At 30.5% G+C, this 24,844-nt stretch carries 22 protein-coding genes; 6 read left to right on the top strand and 16 right to left on the bottom strand.

The window, feature by feature from the left end; genetic code table 11:
- The first annotated feature begins 57 nt into the window (after positions 1-57).
- The gene (sppA, locus tag OD91_RS05680; protein ID WP_144895418.1) at positions 58-1,806 is read left to right on the top strand and encodes a signal peptide peptidase SppA; all 1,749 of its coding nucleotides are present in this window, start codon (positions 58-60) and stop codon (positions 1,804-1,806) included.
- A gap of 1 nt (position 1,807) precedes the next feature.
- Here the strand turns inward: sppA and OD91_RS05685 are convergent, their stop codons facing one another.
- Positions 1,808-2,245: a DinB family protein gene (locus tag OD91_RS05685; RefSeq protein WP_144895419.1), complete on the bottom strand. Its 438-nt coding sequence runs from the start codon at positions 2,243-2,245 to the stop codon at positions 1,808-1,810.
- A gap of 15 nt (positions 2,246-2,260) precedes the next feature.
- On the bottom strand, positions 2,261-2,749 hold the full coding sequence (locus OD91_RS05690) for a dihydrofolate reductase (RefSeq protein ID WP_144895420.1): 489 nt from the start codon (positions 2,747-2,749) through the stop codon (positions 2,261-2,263).
- Positions 2,750-3,048: 299 nt separating this feature from the next.
- Here OD91_RS05690 and OD91_RS05695 point away from each other — a divergent pair, with 299 nt between their 5' ends.
- Positions 3,049-3,345, top strand: coding sequence for an isoamylase early set domain-containing protein (locus OD91_RS05695; RefSeq protein WP_144895421.1), 297 nt, complete (start codon positions 3,049-3,051; stop codon positions 3,343-3,345).
- 42 nt (positions 3,346-3,387) lie between these two features.
- On the opposite strand, the gene OD91_RS05700 is transcribed toward OD91_RS05695, so the two are convergent.
- From OD91_RS05700 to OD91_RS05725, 6 genes are all read right to left on the bottom strand, one after another.
- The gene (locus OD91_RS05700) at positions 3,388-4,212 is read right to left on the bottom strand and encodes a thymidylate synthase (RefSeq protein ID WP_144895422.1); all 825 of its coding nucleotides are present in this window, start codon (positions 4,210-4,212) and stop codon (positions 3,388-3,390) included.
- A gap of 163 nt (positions 4,213-4,375) precedes the next feature.
- Positions 4,376-5,773 carry a NupC/NupG family nucleoside CNT transporter gene (locus tag OD91_RS05705; protein ID WP_144895423.1) on the bottom strand — a complete coding sequence of 466 codons (1,398 nt, stop codon included), beginning with the start codon at positions 5,771-5,773 and terminating at the stop codon, positions 4,376-4,378.
- A 15-nt stretch (positions 5,774-5,788) separates the two neighbouring features.
- Entirely contained in the window at positions 5,789-6,397 is a 609-nt protein-coding gene (locus tag OD91_RS05710; protein WP_144895424.1) for a bifunctional nuclease family protein, read from the bottom strand.
- 130 nt (positions 6,398-6,527) lie between these two features.
- Positions 6,528-7,484 (bottom strand): electron transfer flavoprotein subunit alpha/FixB family protein, encoded by a 957-nt coding sequence (locus tag OD91_RS05715; protein ID WP_144895425.1) that lies wholly within the window; start codon positions 7,482-7,484, stop codon positions 6,528-6,530.
- Positions 7,485-7,552: 68 nt separating this feature from the next.
- A complete protein-coding gene (locus OD91_RS05720; protein WP_144895427.1) occupies positions 7,553-8,293 on the bottom strand; it encodes an electron transfer flavoprotein subunit beta/FixA family protein in 741 nt (246 codons plus the stop codon).
- Between the two features lie 113 nt (positions 8,294-8,406).
- Positions 8,407-10,905 (bottom strand): hypothetical protein, encoded by a 2,499-nt coding sequence (locus OD91_RS05725; RefSeq protein ID WP_144895428.1) that lies wholly within the window; start codon positions 10,903-10,905, stop codon positions 8,407-8,409.
- 232 nt (positions 10,906-11,137) lie between these two features.
- On the opposite strand from OD91_RS05725, the gene OD91_RS05730 reads away from it, so the two are divergent.
- The 3 genes from OD91_RS05730 (at position 11,138) to OD91_RS05740 (ending at position 15,380) form a co-directional block, all read left to right on the top strand.
- On the top strand, positions 11,138-12,115 hold the full coding sequence (locus OD91_RS05730) for a pyruvate dehydrogenase complex E1 component subunit beta (RefSeq protein ID WP_144895429.1): 978 nt from the start codon (positions 11,138-11,140) through the stop codon (positions 12,113-12,115).
- 148 nt (positions 12,116-12,263) lie between these two features.
- The gene (locus OD91_RS05735) at positions 12,264-12,791 is read left to right on the top strand and encodes an inorganic diphosphatase (protein WP_144895430.1); all 528 of its coding nucleotides are present in this window, start codon (positions 12,264-12,266) and stop codon (positions 12,789-12,791) included.
- A gap of 120 nt (positions 12,792-12,911) precedes the next feature.
- Entirely contained in the window at positions 12,912-15,380 is a 2,469-nt protein-coding gene (locus OD91_RS05740; RefSeq protein WP_144895431.1) for a sodium-translocating pyrophosphatase, read from the top strand.
- 66 nt (positions 15,381-15,446) lie between these two features.
- Here OD91_RS05740 and OD91_RS05745 read toward each other — a convergent pair whose 3' ends face one another.
- From OD91_RS05745 to OD91_RS05780, 8 genes are all read right to left on the bottom strand, one after another.
- A complete protein-coding gene (locus tag OD91_RS05745; RefSeq protein ID WP_144895433.1) occupies positions 15,447-16,601 on the bottom strand; it encodes an NAD(P)/FAD-dependent oxidoreductase in 1,155 nt (384 codons plus the stop codon).
- Between the two features lie 27 nt (positions 16,602-16,628).
- Positions 16,629-17,474 (bottom strand): biotin-dependent carboxyltransferase family protein, encoded by an 846-nt coding sequence (locus OD91_RS05750; RefSeq protein WP_144895434.1) that lies wholly within the window; start codon positions 17,472-17,474, stop codon positions 16,629-16,631.
- Complete coding sequence (gene pxpB, locus OD91_RS05755) at positions 17,471-18,193, bottom strand: 5-oxoprolinase subunit PxpB (RefSeq protein ID WP_144895436.1); 723 nt, start codon at positions 18,191-18,193, stop codon at positions 17,471-17,473. The genes OD91_RS05750 and pxpB overlap by 4 nt, the downstream gene beginning before the upstream one ends.
- The gene (pxpA, locus tag OD91_RS05760) at positions 18,186-18,902 is read right to left on the bottom strand and encodes a 5-oxoprolinase subunit PxpA (RefSeq protein ID WP_144895437.1); all 717 of its coding nucleotides are present in this window, start codon (positions 18,900-18,902) and stop codon (positions 18,186-18,188) included. Before pxpA ends, pxpB begins: the two co-directional genes overlap by 8 nt.
- Positions 18,903-20,129 (bottom strand): Nramp family divalent metal transporter, encoded by a 1,227-nt coding sequence (locus OD91_RS05765; RefSeq protein WP_144895439.1) that lies wholly within the window; start codon positions 20,127-20,129, stop codon positions 18,903-18,905. It abuts the gene before it with no gap.
- Complete coding sequence (locus OD91_RS05770; protein WP_144895441.1) at positions 20,122-21,231, bottom strand: DUF2891 domain-containing protein; 1,110 nt, start codon at positions 21,229-21,231, stop codon at positions 20,122-20,124. The genes OD91_RS05765 and OD91_RS05770 overlap by 8 nt, the downstream gene beginning before the upstream one ends.
- An 88-nt stretch (positions 21,232-21,319) precedes the next feature.
- Positions 21,320-22,930 (bottom strand): phosphoenolpyruvate carboxykinase (ATP), encoded by a 1,611-nt coding sequence (gene pckA / locus OD91_RS05775; protein WP_144895442.1) that lies wholly within the window; start codon positions 22,928-22,930, stop codon positions 21,320-21,322.
- A gap of 95 nt (positions 22,931-23,025) precedes the next feature.
- Positions 23,026-23,400, bottom strand: coding sequence for a DUF423 domain-containing protein (locus OD91_RS05780; RefSeq protein ID WP_144895443.1), 375 nt, complete (start codon positions 23,398-23,400; stop codon positions 23,026-23,028).
- A 71-nt stretch (positions 23,401-23,471) separates the two neighbouring features.
- On the opposite strand from OD91_RS05780, the gene OD91_RS05785 reads away from it, so the two are divergent.
- Complete coding sequence (locus tag OD91_RS05785) at positions 23,472-24,842, top strand: saccharopine dehydrogenase family protein (RefSeq protein ID WP_144895444.1); 1,371 nt, start codon at positions 23,472-23,474, stop codon at positions 24,840-24,842.
- The last annotated feature ends 2 nt before the right edge of the window (positions 24,843-24,844 follow it).

The raw sequence follows: 24,844 nt of genomic DNA on the forward strand, positions 1-24,844 counted from the left end.
AGTTCTTTTTCATCATCATAAAAAGAGTATATTTGCTCTTCAAAATGAATATGTAAGATGAAATTTTTAAGAAACTTTTTAGCGTCAATTTTAGGAACATTAACAGCACTATTTTTTATATTTCTTTTCTTTTTATTAATCGCTTCTTTTTTAGGTGATGAAGGAAAAGTTGTTATTTCTCCAAATTCTGTAGTAGAATTAGATTTAACAGTACCTATTAAAGATTATGCGCCAAAAGAAAAAAATCCTATTGCAGAAGCCTTAGATTTAGTTGATGAAAAGCTAGGTTTAAATACTATCATTAATGCAATTGATAATGCTAAAACCGATAGTAATATTAAAGGAATCAGTATTAAAACTTCATACATAAATGCAGGAATTGCACAAACACAAGCCATAAGAAACAAACTAGAAGAATTTAAAGAAAGTGGTAAATTTATTTACGCCTATAACGATTTTTACACACAAAAAAACTACTATCTAAGTTCTGTGGCAGATAGCCTTTTCTTAAATCCGATTGGATTTATTGATTTTAAAGGATTGTCAACCGAAGTTTTATATTTCAAAGATTTTGAAGATAAATACGGTGTAAAGATGGAAGTGATTCGTCATGGAAAATACAAAAGTGCTGTAGAACCTTATTTATCTAATAAAATGAGTGAAGCCAATAGAGAACAAACTACATCATTTTTAAAATCTATTTGGTCAGAAATACTAGATGATATTTCTAAAAGCAGAAATATTAGCCAGGAAGATTTAAATTTAATTGCTGATAATTCTAATGGTAGAAATCCTAAAGTTGCCAAAGAAAATAACTTAATCGATGCAGAAATCTATCTAGATCAATATCAAGAAAAAATGAAAAGTGCTGCAGATGTTTCTAAACTAAAAACAGTTTCAATCTCTGATTATATAAATTCTGGAAAAGGCAGAAAATCATCAACTGCAAAAAATAAAATTGCAGTAATTTATGCACAAGGAACAATTTTATATGGTGAAGGTAGCGAAGATATTATCGGTCAAGGAATTATTAATAACGCCATAAAAAAAGCGACTAAAGACAAGAACGTAAAAGCCATTGTTTTAAGAGTGAATTCTCCTGGTGGAGACGCAATCACTTCTGAACTTATTTGGAGACAATTAGAAATTGCTAAAAAAGAAAAGCCGTTGGTTGTTTCTATGGGGAACGCAGCTGCTTCGGGCGGTTATTATATTGCATGTAACGCCAATACAATTGTTGCAGAACCTACTACAATTACTGGTTCTATTGGTGTTTTTGGAACAATTCCAAATGCAAATGAATTTGCAAAAGACATCGGAATAAATGCCGAGCAAGTAAGCACAAATAACAGTGCAAGTTATAGTGTTTTTGAACCTATGAATAAAAAGTTTTACGATGTTACCAAACAAGGCGTAGAACAAATTTACACCACATTTGTTAATAGAGTTGCTACTGGAAGAAACATGACATTTGAGCAAGTAGATGCAATTGCTCAAGGACGTGTGTGGACTGGAAAAGAAGCATTAGAAAATGGATTGGTTGATTCTTTAGGTAGCTTGGACGACGCTATAACTATTGCCGCAGAATTAGCAGAAGTTGAAACCTATAGGGTACGAAATTATCCTAATTACAAAAAAGACTTAAAAGACGCCTTACAATTTTCTCCGTTTGCTAAAGCAAGCAAAGATGAAATATTAAAAGAAGCATTGGGTGATGAAACGTATCGTTTATATAATACGGTAAATGAAATGAAAAACTTAAAAGGAATTCAAGCTAGAATGCCTTTTATTTATGAGATAAAATAAGTTATTTATCAATAATTTGATTAAGGTGATGCTCTAAATGATCGATATAATCAGTCATCAAAAACCTTAAATCAGAATTAGTTTCATCTGGAAGTATAATTTTATAACTCAACGTTTTTTCTGTCTGTTGAATCATTATCTGTTTTATTCGATTATTAATTGAAACCCAAAAAGCGACAATTTCTTTAATTTCGGAATTCTGATAATCATTTGCTTTAATTAACCCATCTTGGCTATAATTTCTAATCGCATAAGGTTTATTTTCAAACTGAATTTCTGTAAAACGTTGAAGGTTATTTATTCCAGAATCAATTAAATGACCTAGAATTTCTTTCTTAGACCATTTCTCTGGAGAAGGTTTTTTACTAATTTCAACATCAGAACAAGTAGAAATATACTGAATTCCTTTTTCAACTAATTGCTCTAATCTATTATGCATTTTATTAAGTATTGGTTAAATTTTCACATAGCTTACAAAGCTATAATCGTATTTGTTTTTATCATCCGCTTTAAAATCTTCTCTTTTAGCTTCTTTCCATATTTTAGAATCAATTTCTGGAAAGAAAACATCAGCATCAAATTCATGATGTACAATGGTAATATCTAATTGATTTACCAAATCTTTTTCAATGGCTTGTTTATAGATTTGTGCACCTCCAATTATAAAAATTTCCTCGTCTTCTTTAGCGATTTCTAATGCCTTTTCAATTGAATAAGCAACTTCACACCCTTTTTGCTTATATCTTTTATTTCTAGTAATGATTACAGTAGTTCTGTTCGGTAATGGTTTTCCAATAGATTCAAAAGTATTTCTACCCATTAATATGTGATGCCCAGTTGTAACCTTTTTAAATCGTTTTAAATCTGCTGGTAAATGCCAAATTAAATCGTTATCCTTTCCAAGTGCATTGTTCTTAGCAATCGCCGCAATAATTGTAATCATTCTACTATTTTTTTACAAAATTAATTTAAAAGATTTTGAAATTTGATGTTTTCAAGGCTTTTTTACCTTAAAAATCATTTTACGAAAACATTTTCGAAACCTAAAACTCATAAAATTGGATGTAACAATAAAGGTAGAAACATCAATATTCTATAAATTTTTAATGCTTTTATTTATGAAATCAAATTTTTGTTAGGCAAGTATTAACAAACTGATAATTCTTTGTTATTAATATTCAATAGTATTTTTTATTCACCTAGTCTTCAATACTTTTATCAAAAAAAGTAAATAAAATTATTATGGCAATCAAAAAACAATTTTTAAAGAGTAAACCAGTTTGTAAAGTAACTTTTACGGTACCAACAGAATACGCAAATAATGTAGCTGTTGTTGGAAGTTTTAACGAATGGAATTCTGAAACTACTCCATTAAAAAAGTTAAAAAACGGTTCTTTTAAAGGAACTGTAAATTTAGAAGCTAATAACTCTTATGAGTTTAGATATTTAGTAGATGGAAACTATGTAAATGATGAAGCTGCTGATGCATATGCTTGGAATGAATATGCTGGAACAGAAAACGCAGTTTTAAACGTATAAAAATCAAAAAAGAGTTTTCACATTGTGTGAAAACTCTTTTTTTTATATCGCAACTTTTCCTTTTATATGAGGATGCGGGTTGTAATCTATCAATTCAAAATCTTCAAACGTAAAATCTTCTATATTTTTTACATTCGGATTTATTTTCATCGTTGGTAATTTTCTAAGGTCTCTACTTAATTGCAATTCAACTTGTTCTAAGTGATTGCTATAAATATGCGCATCGCCAAAAGTGTGGATAAACTCACCAGCTTCATAACCACAAACTTGTGCCATCATCATCGTAAATAATGCATAGGATGCAATATTAAATGGTACACCTAAAAAGATATCTGCACTACGTTGATATAGTTGACACGATAATTTACCGTCTGCTACATAAAATTGAAAAAACGCATGACATGGTGGTAACGCTGCTTTTCCATTTGCTACATTTTCAGAAAAAGAAACCGACGTATCAGGTAAAACACTTGGATTCCAAGCAGAAACCAACATTCTTCTAGAATTAGGGTTACTTTTTAAAGTATCAATTACTTCTTTTAATTGATCTACTTCATCACTATTCCAATTACGCCATTGATGTCCGTAAACTGGTCCTAAATCCCCGTTCTCATCTGCCCATTCATTCCAGATTCTAACACCATTTTCCTGTAAATAATTAATATTTGTATCTCCTTTAATAAACCAAAGTAATTCGTAAACAATCGATTTTAAGTGTAACTTTTTAGTGGTTACCATCGGAAAACCTTCACTTAAATCAAAACGCATTTGATGTCCAAAAACACTTTGTGTTCCAGTTCCTGTTCTATCTCCTTTTTGATTTCCGTTATCTAAAACGTGTTGAATTAAATCGTGATATTGCTTCATTTTTCTTCTGCGTTTAACTGTTAAAATGTAAAATTGTTTAACAGGGTTAAAAATAAAAAAGCAACAACAAAAAAATGCTGATGCTTCGAAAATATATGAAGAAGTTATTAACCATTTTAGACTAATAGTTAAACACTTAAATAAATAAACATTTTAACAAAAACTACCCGATAATCATCCCAGCAATAGTTGCAGACATTAATGATGCAATAGTACCTCCAATTAAAGCTTTCATTCCAAATTCTGATAAAACTTTACGTTGTCCTGGTGCTAAAGAACCTATACCTCCAATTTGAATCCCTATGGATGCAAAATTTGCAAAACCACATAGCATATAAGTAGCCATAATTATCGATTTATTATAGGTTAAATGCGTAGCATTGGCAATGTTTTTTAATTCTGCTAATTGTATATAACCAACAAATTCACTTGCAGCTAATTTTATCCCTAATAATTGTCCCATCAGAGCCATATCTTCTTTTGCTACTCCAATTAACCACATTAGTGGTGCAAAAATATATCCTAAAATTGCTTCTAATGAAAAACTTTTATACGAAGTGTTTTCTGCCATCCAAGAATTTAAAGATGTAATATCTCCAACCCATCCTAAAATTCCATTTATCATTGCGATAAATGCTACAAAGACCAATAACATGGCACCTACATTTACGGCTAATTTTAATCCTTCTGTTGTTCCGTTTGCAATAGCATCTAATACATTAGAACCTATTTTTTCTTGAGAAACATTTACATCTGTATTTATTTCTTCAGTTTGTGGATATAATATTTTTGAAATCACAATGGCTCCCGGTGCTGCCATAACAGATGCTGCTAATAAGTGTTTAGCAAATTGTAATCGTAAAACTGGGTCATCTCCTCCAAGAAAACCAATATAAGCTGCCAAAACTGCTCCGGCAACGGTGGCCATTCCGCCAATCATAACCAATAACATTTCCGACTTATTCATTTTCTCTAAATAAGCCTTTATCAAAAGTGGAGCTTCGGTTTGTCCTAAAAATATATTACCAGCAACAGATAAGCTTTCTGCTCCAGATATTTTTAAAACTTTGGTCAGTAATAAAGCTAATAATTTTACTAGTCTTTGAATTAATCCTAAATAAAACAATAACGATGTTAATGCCGAAAAGAATATGATAGTTGGTAATACTTGAAAGGCGAAAATAAATCCGAAGGTATCCATATCTACAATCAAACCTTCAAAAAGAAACTTACTTCCAGCTCTTGTATAATCTAATACACTTACAAACAAACCTCCAATCCATTCAAATGCTTTTTGAATAAATCCAATTCTTAAAACCCCAATAGCAATTAATAACTGAAATGCTAATCCTAGACCTACCGTTTTCCAATCAATTGCTTTTTTGTTTGAACTAAATAAAAACGCAATTACTAATAAGGAAATCATTCCTAAAATTCCTCGCCATAAAGTTGATATTGAAAAACCTTGACTCGGAATTATTTCATTTGCAACTGTTGTTGCTTCTTGAGAAAAAACAGAAACTGATAGTAAGCATAAAAAGATTAAAATTATTTTCTTCATAAAATGTAATTTAACTTAAGATCGTTTACTTATTTCGTCTCTAATTTTTGCAGCAATTTCGTAATTTTCATTTGCTACAGCATCATTTAATTGAGTATGCAAATCTTTTAAAGATAAATGAGAAAGATCACTTTTTCTACTAGGCTCTTCTTCTAATTGTACATGAATTTCGTCTGACTCTAAATCTTCTTCAATAGTTAATTCTTCATCAGCTTTTAAATAAATACCTGCTTTATCTAAAATATTTTCATAGGTATAAATTGGTGCTTTAAAACGTACCGCTAATGCAATTGCATCAGAAGTTCTAGTATCAATAATTTCCTCAACACCTTCGCGTTCACAAGTAAGACTAGAAAAGAAAACGCCATCTACCAACTTATGAATAATTACTTGTTTTATGGTTATTGAAAATCTATCTGAAAAAGTTTTAAATAAATCGTGGGTTAACGGTCTTGGTGGTCTTATTTCTTTTTCTAGTGCTATCGCGATGGATTGTGCTTCAAAAGCGCCAATAATTATAGGTAGTGTTTTTGTTCCTTCCATTTCACTTAACACTAAAGCATACGCACCACTTTGCGTTTGACTGTAGGAAATTCCTTTTATAGTAAGTTGTATTAAACTCATTTAATAGTTTAGGTCAAAAAAAAATAAAAAGCTGTCTAATTTTAGGCTTTTGCATAAAATTTAGACAGCCTTTTTTCTGGCTACAATTTAATAAAAATTATGAGTTAGAAACTTTAATTTTTATAAAAAGTTATGATTGTTTAAATGCTTTTAATTTTTCTACTAATTGAGGAACAACTTCAAAAGCATCACCAACAATTCCGTAATCTGCAGCTTTAAAGAAAGGTGCATCGGCATCTGTGTTAATAACTACTTTTACTTTTGACGCATTAATTCCTGCTAAATGTTGAATTGCTCCAGAAATTCCGATAGCAATATATAAATTTGAAGCTACAGGTTTTCCAGTTTGACCAACATGCTCTCCATGTGGACGCCATCCTAAATCTGAAACTGGTTTAGAACATGCAGTTGCAGCTCCTAAAACTTCTGCTAATTCTTCTATCATTCCCCAGTTTTCTGGCCCTTTTAAACCTCTACCCGCAGAAACAACTATATCTGCATCTGCTATGGTAACTTTTCCGCTTGCTCTTTCTACACTTGTTGATGAAACTCCTAATTCTGGTAATGTGGCAGAAAAACTTTCTGTACTTCCACTTACAGAATTTTCATGAGCTCCAAATGAATTTTTAGCAAGTCCAATCACTTTTTTATCAGTAGAAATAACCGTGTTAGAAAATGCTTTGTTAGAAAACGCTTTACGTTTTACTGTAAACGGTTCTGTTGAACTTGGCAAAGCTACAACATTAGAAGCGTATCCAGCTTCTAAAGCAACTGCAACCATTGGCGCAACAAATAACCCATCAATACTAGAATCTATGATAACTACATTTGAATTTTGTGCATCAGCAGTTTGTTGAATAATTGAAGCATACGCTTTTGCATTAAAAGTTGATAAACTATCTTCTTTTACTTCAATTACTTTTTCTGCTCCGTATGCATATAATTCTGATGCATCACCACCGTTTATACTTAAAGTAACTACCTTACTTCCTAATTGTTCTGCTACTTTTTTTCCGTATGAAACTACTTCAAAAGCTGATTTTTTAAATTTTCCTTCCGATGAATCGGCAAAAACTAATACAGACATATTTTATTTAGTTATTAGTTGTTAATCATCAATTTTTGTAATACTCGACTAACAAAATTATTTTATTTTTATATTACTTTAGCTTCCGTATGTAAAAGATTAATTAAATCATCTACATTATCTACTAACTTCACAGCGCCTTTTGGTGCTGGTTTCTCAAATGATTGTGTGCTTGTCGCAGCATCTACTCCAACTGGCTCAACTACATTTAATGGCTTTTTACGTGCCATCATAATCCCTCTCATATTTGGAATACGTAAATCTTTTTCTTCAACAATCCCTTTTTGTCCTGCAACCACCAATGGTAATGAAGTACTTAAACTTTCTTCTCCTCCATCAATCTCTCTAGATAAAGAAGCATTAGTTCCTTCTACTTCCATTCCAACGCATCCGTTCACAAAGTTAAAATCTAATAAAGAAGCTAACATCCCAGGAACCATTCCTCCATTATAATCTATAGATTCTCTTCCTGCTAATACTAGATCGAATCCGCCATTTTTTACAATTTCTGCTAATTGCTTTGCAACAAATAATCCGTCTGTAGCTTCTGCATTCACTCTAATTGCATCATCTGCACCAATAGCTAAAGCCTTACGTAAAGTGGGTTCTGTAGTTGCATTACCAACATTTACAACTGTTACAGTTGCTCCTTGCTTTTCTTTAAACCACATAGCTCTTGTTAAGCTAAATTCATCATATGGATTAATTACAAATTGTACTCCGTTTGTATCAAACTTTGTATCATTATCTGTAAAATTAATTTTTGAAGTGGTATCAGGCACATGACTAATACATACCAATATTTTCATATAAAAATTCTTTTAATTTGAAGCAACGAAGATAGCACAAATAATTAAAAAATACTATGCATGCATAGTATTTTTTAATTAAATCTTTAAATTTATCTATAAACTTTTAAAACTTAATTAGGTAATTGTGCTGACCAAACGCTTCTGCCATGTGTAGATGCTATTATTTCATTCTTATGATTATCTATTGCAATTGAAGTAACCATAGAAACTGGCAAGTTTCTACCAAATCTAAACCATGAATCTTTAGCATTATCATATATATATACTCCATAATCTGTACCAGCAAATAAAGTATTATTAACAGCATCATATGCTAATGTGTTTACTGGAGTATTAGGTAAATTTGTAGAAATATTATTCCAAGTAACACCGCCATTTATAGAATGATAGACTTTTTTACCTTTTTCTAGATTACCAAAAGCTAGCCAAATTTCATGTTCATTTGTATCCTCAACTTCAATATCATTAATAAAAGCTTTGCTTAAAATTGTTTTATCATATTTATTTAAATTCTCGGTAAGATTAGTGTAAGTAATACTTTTAGGATTATTAAAATTTAGGTTATCAGTTTTATATAACGTGTTATTTATTCCATCAACACTGTAACGTACTTCTTTTCTTGAAACATACATTACTGAAGAATTTGATTTACTTATTGCAATTGCAGTATTAATACCTTGTTTTAATTTTTCAATACCATTAGAAATATCAATCGAGGATTTCATTTGGTCATTTGATAAGCTTAAAGCATAGGTGTAATTTTTTATTTTAAGGTTAAAGTATTCATTAGAATCAAAAACTAATTGAGAACTATTATTGGGATTAAATTTTAATTGAGATCTATTATAATTTCCAAACCTTCTAGCGGTAAAAGAGGTACTAACTCCTCCATTATTACTAACATGTAATGATCTAGCTTTATTAAAGTAAATAACACTTGCATTTTTGGGATCTGCGTACACTCTTCCCTCACCCCAAATACCCTCTGTTCTTGTCCAACCTAACCAATCTAAACCAGCATTATGATTTTCATACCAACCAGTATCTTGATTTCCAATTCTTAATGTTCTAAAATTTCCAAAATTATTATACGCCATATTAAAAGCTAAAAACAGATTTAAATTACCTGAAATATTAGGAAAATTAGAAAATTTTAAATTATTATCTATATCAAAAGTTCTATGAATTGAACCATCTGTACCTAACAATAATCTTCCGGTAGTAGCATTGTAATTAATTGCTCTTATATCTTGATGTAAATCATTATAATATCCATCTAGTATAGTTTCATTATGTTTTGTATTATTGATTACTCTTAATCTACGCGTACCTAAAAGTATCTCATTTTTACTTACAACTTGAAACGTTTGAATCATATTATCCGAAGAAAAAGCATACCTTTTTTTTGAAGATAAAGAATTATATAATTCTAGATTCGACCAATCTTTTTCTGCCGTTATAAAATAAACTTTTGAAATAGAACTTCTTAAACATAAATATAGCGTGCCCTTATAATTATAAGTAGCAATAGCATTATCAGAGCTCTTTTTCAAATTAACTTTAACGTCTTTAGTTGCGTTGATTTTATCGTTAATTAATGATTCTACAGAATCTGTAAGGTTTTCCCAAGTTTTACCTCCATCTGTAGTTTTAAAAACTAAATTATTAACTGGAACTTTTGAGTAACTCCAGACATCTACTCTACCTGTAACAACAACTATATTACTATTTATTGGGTTTACCTCAATATGAGAAAGTAAAATCTTTGATGCTTCTATTTCTGGAATTACATTTTTTGTTTTTATCCAATTTAAACCTGCATCAATTGACTTATAAACATGTTTACTTCCCAATGAATACATTATATTTGTATTACTAGCTACTGCAATTTTATTAGCATCAAATTTTTCATTCGAAACATACCATTTACCTCCAGATAAAGGTTTTTTTATAATACCTAACCCATATCTAGAATTTCCATGACCACCAAAATTAGCGCTTTCATTAGATGATGCTGCATAAATTGTATTACCTACAATCTTTACGTCATTTACAGTCCCAATCGGTAAATCATCTGTTAAAGAAACCCAAGTTGGACTATTGGAATCTATATTTTGTGTTTGCCAAACACCACCAGATCTAGCGCCAATTATTACATGGTTTTTATTTTTTGGGTTTACAGTGATAGCATCAATTCTACCAATCCCTTTTAGACCAGATTGATTTTTACCTCTTGGAAAAATAGTTGGCCCTATAATACTCCATTTTGGGATATTTTTTTCAACATCTTTTTTATTTTTTATGTTTTTTAGACTAAAATATTCTTTATCATAAGAATCCATATTGCCATTTTCATCTACTCTAGTTTCCCAATAAGAATGCCATCTTACATATTTTTTATATTCTTTATCCAAAGCTGCTTTTTCATTTTCATTCAAAGTCGATCTATTTTCAAATCGTTTTTCAAATTTTTCGTTATTAGCAATTACTAATTCAAAATAATTGTTTTCAGTAATATCTTTTCGGGTATTTTGAATTTGATTTTGTGAAAAAGTAAATTGAAAAATAAACAGAGAACTTAGCAATAAAAATTTTTTCTTAATTTTCATATAATTATATTTCAGCTTATTAATAATATTTAAGATTAAATATTTCTTTTTTCAATCTCAAATTTAGGTTATTTTTTATCCATTCGAAAGTTAATAATTAGATAAAATAAACTATTAAATATATCAATTTTATTATAATTAACTCTTTATAATATTTCAGTTTCTAAAAGAAAAAATTGAGTAGAAATTTATTACTTTTGCACCTCGAATAAACAACTATAATTAAAAGTACATGAAAACAGTTCAGTTTAGAGAAGCCATCTGTGAAGCAATGAGCGAAGAAATGCGTACCGATGAAAGCATTTATTTAATTGGTGAAGAAGTTGCAGAATATAACGGTGCTTACAAAGCTAGTAAAGGAATGTTAGATGAATTTGGTGAAAAGAGAGTAATAGATGCTCCTATTGCCGAATTAGGTTTTGGCGGTATTGCCGTAGGTTCTGCGATGAATGGAAACAGACCTATTGTTGAGTATATGACCTTTAATTTTGCTTTAGTTGGAATTGATCAAATTATAAATAATGCAGCTAAAATTAGACAAATGTCTGGTGGACAGTTTAATTGTCCAATTGTATTTAGAGGACCAACTGGTTCTGCAGGTCAATTAGGTGCAACGCATTCTCAAGCTTTCGAAAACTGGTTTGCAAACACACCAGGTTTAAAGGTAGTTATTCCTTCTAATCCATATGATGCAAAAGGTTTATTAAAAGCTGCTATTAGAGATGATGATCCGGTAATTTTTATGGAATCTGAACAAATGTATGGTGATAAAATGGAGATTCCAGAAGGTGAATATATTATTCCTATTGGAGTTGCAGACATCAAAAGAGAAGGTACAGATGTTACTGTAGTTTCTTTTGGTAAGATTATAAAAGAAGCATACAAGGCTGCTGATGAATTAGCTAAAGAAGGTATCTCAATTGAAATTATTGATTTACGTACCGTACGTCCAATGGATCATAATGCAATTTTAGAATCTGTAAAGAAAACCAATAGATTAGTTATTTTAGAAGAAGCTTGGCCATTTGGAAGTGTTTCTTCAGAAATTACTTATAGAATCCAAGATGAAGCATTTGATTATTTAGATGCTCCTATTAAAAGAATAACAACTTCAGATACACCAGCACCATATTCTCCTGTATTATTAGAGAAATGGTTACCAAACAGCAACAATGTTGTTAAGGCTGTGAAAGAAGTAATGTATCTTTAATTACTTTAAAACATATATTAAAACTCCTTTCTATACTATTTAGAAAGGAGTTTTTAGTTAAAAAAGAATAACCTTTTATTAACCTTTTAAAAGAGCAAATAATTAGTATTTTTGCAGTCCATTTTTTATGGATAAAAAATAGATAAATATGAGTACAAAAGAAAAACAAACATTTGATGTTTTAATCGAAATTCCTAAAGGAAGTAGAAACAAATATGAATACGACTTTGAACTAAATAAAATTCGTTTTGACAGAATGCTATTTTCTTCAATGATGTATCCTGCAGATTACGGATTTGTCCCCGAAACATTAGCATTAGACGATGATCCTCTGGATGTTTTAGTACTTGGACACGAACCTACTTTTCCAATGTGTGTTATGGAAGTAAGACCTATTGGAGTGTTTCATATGACTGATGAAAAAGGACCAGATGAAAAAATCATCTGTGTACCTGTTTCTGATCCTATCTGGAATAAGAAAATAGATTTATCCGATTTAAATCCACATAGAATTAAAGAAATAGAGCACTTTTTTAAAGTTTATAAAGATTTAGAAAAGAAAAAAGTTGATGTTGGTGGTTGGGGAGACGCAGAAGAAGCCAAACAAATCTATAAAGATTGTGTTGAGAGATATGAGAAAAGTGAACATAAAAAGAATGGAAATTTCAAGATTTAATAATTAAAATACACTTTAATTATCAACCTCTAAAAAATGTTAATTTTAGAGGTTTTTTATTCCACAATGTTTTACTACTTTTACGTCCGCTTTTAATTAATCAAATTTTAAATTACATATATGGAATCAATGATGATTTGGATGCCAATTGCATTGGCTATTTTAGGTTTAATTTACATGTGGATTAAACAATCTTGGGTAATGAAACAAGATGCTGGAGATGGTAAAATGAAAGAAATTTCTGACCATATCTACGAAGGAGCTTTAGCTTTTTTAAGTGCAGAATATAAACTACTATCAATATTCGTAATTATAGTAAGTATTGCTTTAGCAGTTGTATCATTTATAGTACCTACAACACACTGGTTAATAGTTATTGCATTTATTTTTGGAGCTGTTTTTTCTGCATTTGCAGGAAACATAGGAATGAAAATTGCAACAAAAACAAATGTTAGAACAACACAAGCTGCAAGAACAAGCTTACCAAATGCTTTAAAAATATCTTTTGGAGGTGGTACAGTAATGGGACTTGGAGTTGCTGGTTTAGCCGTTTTAGGTTTAACAGCATTCTTTATATTCTTTTTTCACTTCTTTATGGGAGGAGAATGGACGAATACAACAGATATGACAATTGTATTAGAAACATTAGCTGGTTTTTCTTTAGGTGCAGAATCAATTGCATTATTCGCAAGAGTTGGTGGAGGTATTTATACCAAAGCCGCTGATGTTGGTGCCGATTTAGTTGGTAAAGTAGAAGCTGGTATTCCAGAAGATGATCCAAGAAACCCTGCTACAATTGCAGATAATGTTGGTGATAATGTTGGTGATGTTGCTGGTATGGGTGCTGATTTATTTGGTTCATACGTTGCAACTGTGTTAGCTGCAATGGTATTAGGAAACTACGTAATAAAAGATATGGGAGGGGCAATAAATGATGCTTTTGGCGGAATTGGTCCTATCTTATTACCTATGGCTATTGCAGGTGTAGGAATTATCATTTCTATTATTGGTACTTTATTAGTAAAAATAAAAAGTAACGACGCAAAAGAGCCACAAGTAATGGGTGCTTTAAATAAAGGAAATTGGACTTCTATTATTTTAGTAGCTATTTCTTGTTTCGGATTAGTAACCTGGATGTTACCAGAAACTATGAAAATGGAATTCTTTGGTGAAGGTTTGCAAGAAATCTCATCTATGAGAGTATTCTATGCAACGTTAGTTGGATTAGTAGTTGGTGGAGTTATCTCTGCTGTAACAGAATATTATACAGGATTAGGGAAATCTCCAATCTTAAAAATTGTTCAACAATCTTCAACTGGAGCAGGAACAAATATTATTGCAGGTTTAGCAACGGGTATGATTTCTACATTTCCATCAGTATTATTATTTGCTGGTGCAATTTGGGCATCGTATGCTTTTGCAGGATTTTACGGAGTTGCTTTAGCAGCTTCAGCAATGATGGCAACTACAGCTATGCAATTAGCAATTGATGCTTTTGGACCTATTGCTGATAATGCAGGAGGTATTGCTGAAATGAGCGAACAAGAACCAATTGTAAGAGAACGTACAGATATTTTAGATTCAGTAGGTAACACAACTGCAGCAACCGGTAAAGGTTTTGCAATTGCATCTGCTGCATTAACTTCGTTAGCACTTTTTGCTGCGTATGTAACATTTACAGGAATTGACGGAATTAACATTTTTAAAGCACCAGTTTTAGCGATGTTATTTGTTGGCGGAATGGTACCTGTGGTATTTTCTGCATTAGCTATGAATGCCGTAGGAAAAGCTGCCATGGAAATGGTACAAGAAGTTAGAAGACAGTTTAGAGATATTCCTGGAATTATGGAAGGAACCGGGAAACCAGAATACGATAAATGTGTGGCAATTTCTACACAAGCTTCTTTAAAAGAAATGATGCTACCAGGTTTATTAACCATTGGTTTTCCATTAATCATTGCTTTTTTACCTTTATTATTTGGAATGGAAAAATTAGCCATCGCAGAAATGCTAGGTGGTTATATGGCTGGTGTTACGGTATCTGGTGTACTTTGGGCAATCTTCCAAAATAACGCAGGTGGAGCTTGGGATAACGCTAAGAAATCTTTTGAAGCTGGAGTTGAAATTAATGGTGAAATGACTTTTAAAGGTTCTGAAGCTCACAAAGCCTCTGTAACTGGAGATACTGTTGGAGATCCTTTTAAAGATACTTCTGGACCATCAATGAATATCTTAATTAAATTAACATGTTTAATTGGTTTAGTAATCGCTCCTATTTTAGGAGGACATAGTTCTGAAGGGCATGCATCAACAGAAGTAAAAAAAGAAATCACTGTTAAAGGGACAGATGAATTAGCAAAAGCAACTATTACTACTGTTTACATTGTAGATGGAGTTGAAAAAACTAAAGAAGAAGTAATTGAAGGAACTTTAGAAGAAGTTGAAGTTAAAGTAAATGCTATTAAAGGTAAAGATATTCATGGAAAGCATCATTTTAAATTAGATGCTTCTAAAGGTGAAAAAAGCAAAATGGTGAAAGTTGAATTAAAAAAAGAAGTTCACGAAGACCATAGTGGACATAACCATTAATATTTAATTCACTTTTTCATAAAACAAAAAAGCATCTCATAGAGATGCTTTTTTGTTTTATGAATATTAATAACTTCTTTTTTGAATCATTTTATAAGCTCTTTTTTCAACTATACTTTTTGATGCGCTCACAATAAATTCGAATAATTTTTTAAATTTTGTAAGCTTTAGTGTCAGTTCACTAAACCTAAGTAATCTACTAAATTCTTGCTTGATGTCTTTTTTATAAGACAACATAAATGCTGCTGAAAAATTATCTTCTTGTAAACATTCAGCAATTTTATTTGCACAAATAATACCAGACATCATTCCAGTACCAACACCTTCTTTATAAAAAGAATTAGCCAACCCAGCTGCGTCACCGACTAATAAAAATCGTTGACCACATATTTTTTGATTTCGATAATTATTCGGTATTCCCCAACCTCGCCAAGAGCTTATTTGCTCAGCATCCTTAAATTTATGAGCTACTTTTGGATGATTTTCTAAAATCGATAAAATTTCATTTTTTAGATTAATATCATTGTTTAAAATCTTCTGCGTATTTCCTCCCAATGTAATATTAACCTCATTATGAGCCAACGGAAAAAGATAGAAAAACAAAGACATTTTTTTATAATGCAATCGAATTTCTGCTTCATTATTTATAGGTAAATCAGTAACATTTTTAAAATATGCGCTAATAAAAGTTGAAGTTTTTTTTCTATCTGGAATATTTGATCCTAACTTTTTTGAAACAATTGACTGAATTCCATCAGCTCCTACAACAACTTTTGTTAGAATTTCTTTTCCATTTTTAAGCGTAACTATAATTCCTTCAGGAACTTCTTTAAATTTCCTAACAGCATTTCCAAATTCGCAAGTAGTATATTCTTCTGATAATTCTTTCACTAAAAAATGATCGAAATGAATTCTTTTTCCATAAGAAATAACCATATCCCGATCTTCAGTTTCTTTAAACTGAATTTTTAATTTATTGTTGATGTGTAAATTTATCTTTTTACTGTGTATAAAATTCGAATCATTTAAAAACGCTTCTAATAACCCTAAGGTTTTTAACGATTTATAGGCATGAAGTATCAAACCATCACCACAGGTTTTATCCCTAGGAAATTCTGCTTTATCAACTATATAATGATGTATTTTAAGTTTAGATAACATTAGTGATGTACTTGCTCCAGAAGGCCCAGAACCAACAATACATACAGCTGTTTTTATCATAATTTTACAATTAAAAAGAGTGTAATTTTAAGACTCTTTCATGGAAAATGAAACTTTTTCTCCAGTTATTTTCTGACTCAATACACTAATTGCATACTCAGACAATTGTAAAACTCTGGGATAACCGCCAGTAACTTGGCAATCTTTCATTAATACAATTACTTTTCCAGAAGGAGTTAATTGTACTGTTCCTGGTAACACCGAAGATGTTAAAATTGGTTTTAAATTATTCTCTAATAATTCATTTAATCGATACCCAACTCTATTTATATCTGATGAAATTGTAAATTTTTTAAATAAATTTTCTTTTTGTTTTTTAGTTAGCTGATAAAACTCTGGCCCTTCAAAACAATCTAAATTTGAAGAGGTAAAATGTTTTCTATTTATTTTAACTTTTGAAGAATTAGCGATATTAAAAACATTATTATCCTCAACATTAAGTTGATTTTCTTTTACTAAACGCAAAGGTGTAATCTCTTTTGAAAAACTTTTACTTCCAAAATAACGCGGACAATTTATTCCGCCTTTAACAGCAATATATGTTATTGCTCCATATTTTCTTTTTCCGAATGATAAAACAGCACCTTTTTCAACTTTATAAACACAATTAAGATTTATAGAATCTCCATTTAGTTTTACAGAAAAGTCTGCACCAGTTACACAAATAAAAGTAGTTTTTGTAAACTCAAATTTTGCTTGCCCAAAAGTAACCTCAATTAAAGCAGTTTCTTTTTTATTATTCAATAAACTATTTGCTAATTCTGCTGAAAAAGAATCTATATATCCAGCTACTGGAACTCCTAGCTTTGAATATCCAAATCTTCCTTTATCTTGGATGGTTGTATAAATTCCTGCATGTAAAACTAGAATCATATATCAACCGATTTTAATTGATATGTTCCTTTTTTAACTTCCTCTTCTATCTGATAAAAAGTATCGATATTAACACTTAAGAATTGAATTTTATCACCAGCTTTTGCAAAACAAGGACTCTCTTTTTTAACATTAAAAAACTCAATAGGTGATTTTCCTATAAGATTCCAACCACCAGAACTATCTTGTGGATATATTCCTGTCTGCTTCCCTCCTATACCTACAGAACCTTTTTCTACTCTAATTCTTGGTGTTTCTTTTCTTGGAATATGAATTTTAGAATCCAATCCTCCTAAATATAAAAAACCTGGTTGAAAGCCTAAAAAGTAAATTAAATAAGTTGGTTTTGTGTGAAGGTTAATAATTTGTTCTATAGAAATATTATTTGTTTCTGATATGGTTTTTAAATCAAATCCGAATTGTAAATCATAACAAACTGGGATTTCCCAACAAACTCGTTTTGATGAATTTTTATTTGTTTTAGAAGAGTAAATTTCTTTTAAATCGCCTATAGTATCTTCAAGACTTCCTACTCGTTTTATATATTTAATTGTTAAAGAATTGTAAGCTATTATAGTATCTAAAACATTTTTATTTGTTGATACCTTTTTATCAAAACCAATAATATCTTCAATGATATTCTCATCAATTATTGAAGGCCATTCTATCAATAAAGCTTTATCCCCAAAAGATTTATATGTAAGATTGTACTTATTCAATTTTCATTTTTTGATGTAAGTGCTCTAAAATTGAAACTGAATTTTTATGATCTCCATGAATACAAAAAGTATTAGCTTTTGTTACTATTTCTTTTCCTGAAACTGTTTTCACTTTTCCCTCATTCACAATTTTTAAAACATGATTCAACACATCATTTGGTTTGTCAATAATTGCATTTACTTGATTTCTTGAAACTAAGGTTAAATCATCATTATAATTTCTATCAGCAAAAACTTCATAGACTATTTCTAATCCGTTTTCCTTTGCTACATCTTCAACTTTAGAATTATACGGAACATAGATTTTTACATTTTCAAAAACGTTTTTTATTGATGTAACAACAAGTTCTGCTTTTTGTTCATCAACAGCAATTAAATTATATAATGCTCCGTGAGGCTTTACATGATTAACTTTTACTTTTTGTAATTCAGCTCTTTCTTTTAAAAGTATCAATTGGTTTTCTATACTTTGTTGTAAATCAGCATCAGAAATACTCATGATTTTTCGTCCAAAATTTTCTCTATCTGGAAATGAAGGATGTGCGCCTATTTTTACATTATTTGATTTTGCTAAAGCAATCACTTTATCAATAGTATCAATACTTCCAGCATGAGCACCGCAAGAAATATTACACGAAGAAATATAAGGCATTAATAAATGTTCGTTATTAATTCCTTCTCCAACATCACAATTAATATCAATCTTCATTTATAGGATATTAAACACTTTTAAGATACTTTTTAAACCCAAAAACAAACTGATTCCTAGAATTAATATTCCAATAAAATTCTGAATTTTGGTGTTTTTAAAATTCCCTAGAACTGATTTTTTATTCATTATCCAAAGTAAAATTCCTGCTATAATTGGCAATAACATTCCATTTGCGACTTGTGCAAATTTTATAATTTCAATTGGCTTTATTCCGATTGAAGAAAAAATAACACCAATCAATAAAATAAAAATCCAAACCGCTCTAAACTTTTTAGATTTTAATCCGTCTTTCCATCCTAAACATCCTTTTGCCACATAAGCAGCAGCTAGTGGAGCTGTAATTGCAGATGTGATTCCTGCTGCAAATAATCCTAAAGACATAAAATATTTTGCAAAACTACCATACAAAGGTTCTAATCCTTTTGCTAAATCTACTGCGTTATTTATTTGTCCTGAAGGAATTGCAGCTGCAGAAATAATAATCGCCATCGAAACCAATCCTCCTAAAAAAATAGAGATAATGGTATCTTTTTTTGCAAATGATAAATCTTTTGAAGTCTTCCATCGTTCTTTTACTAAAGCGGCATGTAAAAACAAATTATAAGGCACAACAGTTGTTCCAATCAGACCGATAATAGTTAGTAAACTTTTATCTGGAAACTGAGGAATAAACATTCCTTTTATAATAGAAATTATGTTTGGTTTGGTAACAATTGCTGTAATTAAAAAAGACACACTCATTAATAATACAAGTGTGATTAGTGTTTTTTCTAAGAATTTATAATTACCGATATAGAGCAAAATAAAAGCAATAACACCAATGAATACACTCATCATATTTAGAGAAAACGCCCCGAATTCAAAACCAATTTTTCCAAAAACAGCTTCTAAGCCAAGAATTCCACCACTTATATTTCCTGCTTCATAAGATGCATTTCCAACTACGATTGCAGCTAAAATTAACATTATTATTAACTGCCGTATAATGGGATGTTTTATTTCTTCTCTTATAACTTCTGATAATCCTTTTTGAGAAATGATTCCTAATCTTGCTGCCATTTCTTGTAAAAAGATGGTGATTAGTATAGACAATAACATTGCCCATAAAAGATTCATTCCAAAATTTACTCCAGCTAACGTACATAATGTTACCGTTCCTGGACCAATAAATGCCGCTGCAACTAAAGTTCCTGGACCAATATTTCTGAATAAATTCTTAATCATTTCCCATAGAATTTAAAGCATAAATTGCAAAACTACCTAACCAATGTCCGCCTTCATAACTATCTCCTACAACATTAGGTAAGGAATAATTTATATGCTGATTTGCAGTGTTTTTTAAGTGATTATATTCGGGTAAATCTTTAGAAATTGTGTTTAAACACCAAGCTCTAGAAAAATTAACTCCATCAAGATGAACTAATTTACCATCACTCCTATCTGAAACTTCTCCAACTGCTAACGTAAAATTTTTATCATTTAATTGTGGCAAAAAATCTGAAATCCATTTTTTAAATTCGTTTTTTGGTAAAACTCGTTTCATAATTGCTGCTTCTTGCAGACAGGCAGATAAAAAATCAAATCCGCTAGGTTCCCAAGAAATAGGACAATTTTCATCATCCATAAAAAAGTCTTTCGCTCTTTTATTAATGAGTTCTAATAATTCATTATTCTTAACTGTATTAGCATAATCCCAAGCAAAAGTTAATCCGAATGCAGTGTTTGTATGCTCACCTACCCTAATCGGATAATTTAATTTTGGTAAGAATTCTAGATATTTTCTTACAATCAAATCAGTTAATGGCTGTAAATTTTCTTCTAATTGTTTTGCTGATGAATCATCCCAAGTATGTAGTTCTTCTGCTAATTTTAATAACCAAGCCCAGCCATAAGTTCGCTCGTAACTTTTATTATATTTTCCATCAAAATAAGCAACTTCTTGTAATATGTTTTCTTTAGAAATACTAGCTAAAAGTATTTCTTTCGCTTTGGCTGCTTCTTTTACTTCTGGAAAATTCTTCAATAAAGAAACTAAACTCCAATGTCCATGAACAGACGAATGCCAATCGAAACAACCATAAAAAGTAGGGTGTAATTCTTTTGGCGATTTTAAATCTTCTCCACTTCCAATTGTTTGATTTAGTTTGTTCGGATATTCTACATTCACACAATGTAAAGGCAACTGTAAAAGTCTGTTTGCTTGTTCTAAATTTAACTGAGGTTTTTCAACTTCAACAGTATTGTTCCCTACTATTTTGTGTTTAGATTTTTTAGAATTACATCCAATAAACAAAACAGCAATGATTAAAAATTTTAAGAGTTTCATGAAGTATTGAGTTTTTATAAATTTACAAAAAAGTAGGTAACAAAAAAACCATCTCAATTGAGATGGTTTTTTTGTTACTAATTTAAATTTAATGTGCGTATCGTTGTGGTCCACCTCTACGAATTTCTTCATTTGCAAACTCTTCAAATTGTTTAAAATTCACTCTAAATGCATTCGATAATTTAAACGCTGTTTTATAATAAGCCTCATCATTATTCCAAGTTGCTCTCGGGCTTAATACTGAAGTCGGAACTCCTGGACACGTCCTAGGTTGTGCAACTCCAAATACTGAATGAATATGATAATCTTCATAGGTGTAATCACCTAAATCACCATTTAAAACGGCAGTAATCATTGCTCTCGTATATTTTAATGCCATCCGTTTTCCTACTCCATATTGTCCGCCAGACCAACCTGTATTTACCAACCAAACATTTACACCCGATTCCACCATTTTCTTACTTAACATTTCCGCATATTTTGTGGGATGTAGTGGCATAAATGGAGCACCAAAACAAGCTGAAAAACTTGGTACTGGTTCTGTAACTCCTGCTTCTGTTCCTGCAACTTTAGCCGTGTATCCAGAAATAAAATGATACGCTGCTTGTGCAGGTGTTAACTTAGATATTGGAGGCAAAACTCCAAATGCATCCGCTGTTAAAAAGAATATATTTTTTGGATTCTTCCCAATTGAAGGTTTCTGAATATTCTCTATATGATAAATCGGATAACTTACTCGTGTATTTTGTGTAATTGAGATATCAGAAAAATCAACATCTCCTTTTTCATTCATTACAACATTCTCTAATATTGCTCCTTTTTTAATCGCAGAATAAATCTCTGGTTCTTGCTCTTCTGATAGGTTTATCACTTTTGCATAACAACCACCTTCAAAATTAAATACGGTATTTTCTGCTGTCCAACCATGCTCATCATCACCAATTAAACTTCTATTGGGATCTGTAGATAAGGTAGTTTTTCCCGTACCTGATAATCCGAAGAAAATAGCTGTATCACCTTCTATACCAACATTTGCAGAACAGTGCATTGGCAATGTATTTTTAAATACTGGAAGAATGAAATTTAATGCAGAAAAGATTCCTTTTTTAATTTCTCCTGTGTAACCAGTTCCACCAATCAACGCTATTTTTTTAGTGAAATTTAAAATCGCAAAATTATGCTGTCTTGTTCCGTCAATGTCTGCATCAGCCAAAAAACCTGGCGCATTAATTACTGTCCATTCTGGAGAAAAATCTTTTAATTCTTCATCCGTAGGACGTAAAAACATGTTGTAAGCAAACATATTACTCCAAGGATACTCATTTACAACTCTAATATTTAGTTTGTAATTTTCATCCGCACATGCATAACTATCTCTTACAAAAATTTCTTTTTCAGATAAGTAGCTTGTTACTTTATCATACAATTTATCAAACTTTTCTGCATCAAAAGGTAAATTGATATCACTCCACCAAACTTTATCTTTGGTTATGTCATCTTTTACAATAAATCGATCTTTTGGTGATCTTCCTGTAAACTCGCCAGTGTTGACTGCAATTGCTCCTAAAGAAGATACTTTTCCTTGATTTTTTTCAACAGTTTCATCATGTAATTCATCAGATGTTAGCTGATAACGAACTGTTGCATTTTTGATTCCTAGATTATTTAACGAAATCGATTTCGTATTTGTATCTACCATTACAATATTTTTAGTTAAGTTATTGTTGTGAGCAAAATTACGTAATATTATTATACGCAATAATATATATATAAATTTTATTAACTATTGATTGTTTATTTCTTTAATTTAAAGAAGTAATACGTCATTAAACCCCAGCCCAATATGAAAAAAAGACCTCCAAAAGGTGTAACAAACCAAATACTTTTTGCTGGAACATTTAATAAATGAATGGCATAAATAGACCCAGAGAAAAACAAAATCCCAATAAAAAACAGCATACTTAATCTATTTTTTTGGCTTTTGGAAAATTCAGTAAACATATTCAAAAATAATATTACAATTACATGATAAATTTGATACCTCACTGCCGTTTCAAAACTATGAAGTGCATCAACAGAGAGTTTTTCTTTTAACACATGTGCGCCAAAAGCACCCAAAATAATTGCGCATATTCCTAAAACCGAAGCAATTGTTAAATTTTTATACATTTTTTTAATTTTTGTTATATTTTAAACAATTTATGTACTTTAGCACCTAAACAAAAGTACAGAATAAATACATGAGAAATATATTAATTATTGGAGCGGGAAGATCTAGTTCATCACTAATAAAGTATTTATTAGATAAATCAGAAAAAGAAAATCTACAAGTTATAATTGGTGATATTTCTCTAGAAAATGCACAACAAAAAATAAATAATCATAAAAATGGTGTCGCAATTTCTTTAGATGTTTTTAATTCTGACCAAAGAATTGATGCCATAAAAAATGCCAATGTTGTTATTTCTATGCTGCCTGCTAGATTTCACATTGAAGTAGCAAAAGATTGTGTAACTTACAGTAAACATATGGTTACGGCTTCTTATGTTTCTCAAGAAATGAAAGCCTTAGATACATCAGTAAAAGAAAAAGGTTTAGTTTTTATGAATGAAATCGGACTTGATCCAGGAGTAGATCATATGAGTGCCATGCAAATTATTGATAGAATTAGAGATAACGGTGCAGACATGCTTTTGTTTGAATCTTTTTGTGGCGGATTAGTTGCTCCAGAAAGTGATGATAATTTGTGGAATTACAAGTTTACTTGGAATCCAAGAAATGTAGTGTTAGCAGGACAAGGTGGCGCAGCTATGTTTATACAAGAAGGTACATATAAATATATTCCGTATCATAAATTATTTAGAAGAACTGAGTTTTTAAAAATTAATGGCAGCGGAAATTTCGAAGCGTATGCCAATAGAGATTCATTAAAATATAGAAATATTTATGGTTTAGATAACATTCCGACTATGTATAGAGGAACTATTAGAAAAATTGGTTTTTCTAGAGCTTGGAATGTCTTTGTACAACTTGGAATGACAGATGACACATACACTATTGAAGATTCTAAAAACATGACCTATCGTGATTTTACAAATCTATTTCTTGCCTACTCACCGACTGATTCTGTAGAATTAAAATTTAGATCGTATTTAAAAATTGATCAAGATGATATTATGTGGGAGAAATTTTTGGAATTAAACATTTTTGATGCTTCAAAAAAAGTTGAGCTACAAAATGCTACACCAGCACAAATCTTGCAAAAGATTTTATCCGACAAATGGACATTACAACAACATGATAAGGATATGATTGTGATGCATCATAAGTTTGGTTACAACTACCAAGGAGAAAACAAGCAATTAGAAAGCAGTATGATTATTAATGGTGACGACCAAACCTATACTGCAATGGCAAAAACTGTTGGTTTACCTGTTGCAATGGCTGCTTTAAAAATATTAAATGGAGAGATAAAAACGCCAGGTGTTCAATTACCAATTTCTAAAGAAGTATACGAACCTATATTAAAAGAATTAGAAGAGTACGGAATTATATTTGTTGAGAAAGAAGTTCCTTATTTAGGATATAATCCTGATAATGTTATTGGGTAATA

Source organism: Lutibacter sp. Hel_I_33_5 (assembly GCF_007827455.1).
GTDB lineage: Bacteria > Bacteroidota > Bacteroidia > Flavobacteriales > Flavobacteriaceae > Polaribacter.

Coding starts and splice junctions, on each gene's coding strand:
- sppA (WP_144895418.1), top strand. CDS start 58: ATGAAATTTTTAAGAAACTTTTTAGCGTCAATTTTAGGAACATTAACA.
- OD91_RS05685 (WP_144895419.1), bottom strand. CDS start 2,245: ATGCATAATAGATTAGAGCAATTAGTTGAAAAAGGAATTCAGTATATT.
- OD91_RS05690 (WP_144895420.1), bottom strand. CDS start 2,749: ATGATTACAATTATTGCGGCGATTGCTAAGAACAATGCACTTGGAAAG.
- OD91_RS05695 (WP_144895421.1), top strand. CDS start 3,049: ATGGCAATCAAAAAACAATTTTTAAAGAGTAAACCAGTTTGTAAAGTA.
- OD91_RS05700 (WP_144895422.1), bottom strand. CDS start 4,212: ATGAAGCAATATCACGATTTAATTCAACACGTTTTAGATAACGGAAAT.
- OD91_RS05705 (WP_144895423.1), bottom strand. CDS start 5,773: ATGAAGAAAATAATTTTAATCTTTTTATGCTTACTATCAGTTTCTGTT.
- OD91_RS05710 (WP_144895424.1), bottom strand. CDS start 6,397: ATGAGTTTAATACAACTTACTATAAAAGGAATTTCCTACAGTCAAACG.
- OD91_RS05715 (WP_144895425.1), bottom strand. CDS start 7,484: ATGTCTGTATTAGTTTTTGCCGATTCATCGGAAGGAAAATTTAAAAAA.
- OD91_RS05720 (WP_144895427.1), bottom strand. CDS start 8,293: ATGAAAATATTGGTATGTATTAGTCATGTGCCTGATACCACTTCAAAA.
- OD91_RS05725 (WP_144895428.1), bottom strand. CDS start 10,905: ATGAAAATTAAGAAAAAATTTTTATTGCTAAGTTCTCTGTTTATTTTT.
- OD91_RS05730 (WP_144895429.1), top strand. CDS start 11,138: ATGAAAACAGTTCAGTTTAGAGAAGCCATCTGTGAAGCAATGAGCGAA.
- OD91_RS05735 (WP_144895430.1), top strand. CDS start 12,264: ATGAGTACAAAAGAAAAACAAACATTTGATGTTTTAATCGAAATTCCT.
- OD91_RS05740 (WP_144895431.1), top strand. CDS start 12,912: ATGGAATCAATGATGATTTGGATGCCAATTGCATTGGCTATTTTAGGT.
- OD91_RS05745 (WP_144895433.1), bottom strand. CDS start 16,601: ATGATAAAAACAGCTGTATGTATTGTTGGTTCTGGGCCTTCTGGAGCA.
- OD91_RS05750 (WP_144895434.1), bottom strand. CDS start 17,474: ATGATTCTAGTTTTACATGCAGGAATTTATACAACCATCCAAGATAAA.
- pxpA (WP_144895437.1), bottom strand. CDS start 18,902: ATGAAGATTGATATTAATTGTGATGTTGGAGAAGGAATTAATAACGAA.
- OD91_RS05765 (WP_144895439.1), bottom strand. CDS start 20,129: ATGATTAAGAATTTATTCAGAAATATTGGTCCAGGAACTTTAGTTGCA.
- OD91_RS05770 (WP_144895441.1), bottom strand. CDS start 21,231: ATGAAACTCTTAAAATTTTTAATCATTGCTGTTTTGTTTATTGGATGT.
- pckA (WP_144895442.1), bottom strand. CDS start 22,930: ATGGTAGATACAAATACGAAATCGATTTCGTTAAATAATCTAGGAATC.
- OD91_RS05780 (WP_144895443.1), bottom strand. CDS start 23,400: ATGTATAAAAATTTAACAATTGCTTCGGTTTTAGGAATATGCGCAATT.
- OD91_RS05785 (WP_144895444.1), top strand. CDS start 23,472: ATGAGAAATATATTAATTATTGGAGCGGGAAGATCTAGTTCATCACTA.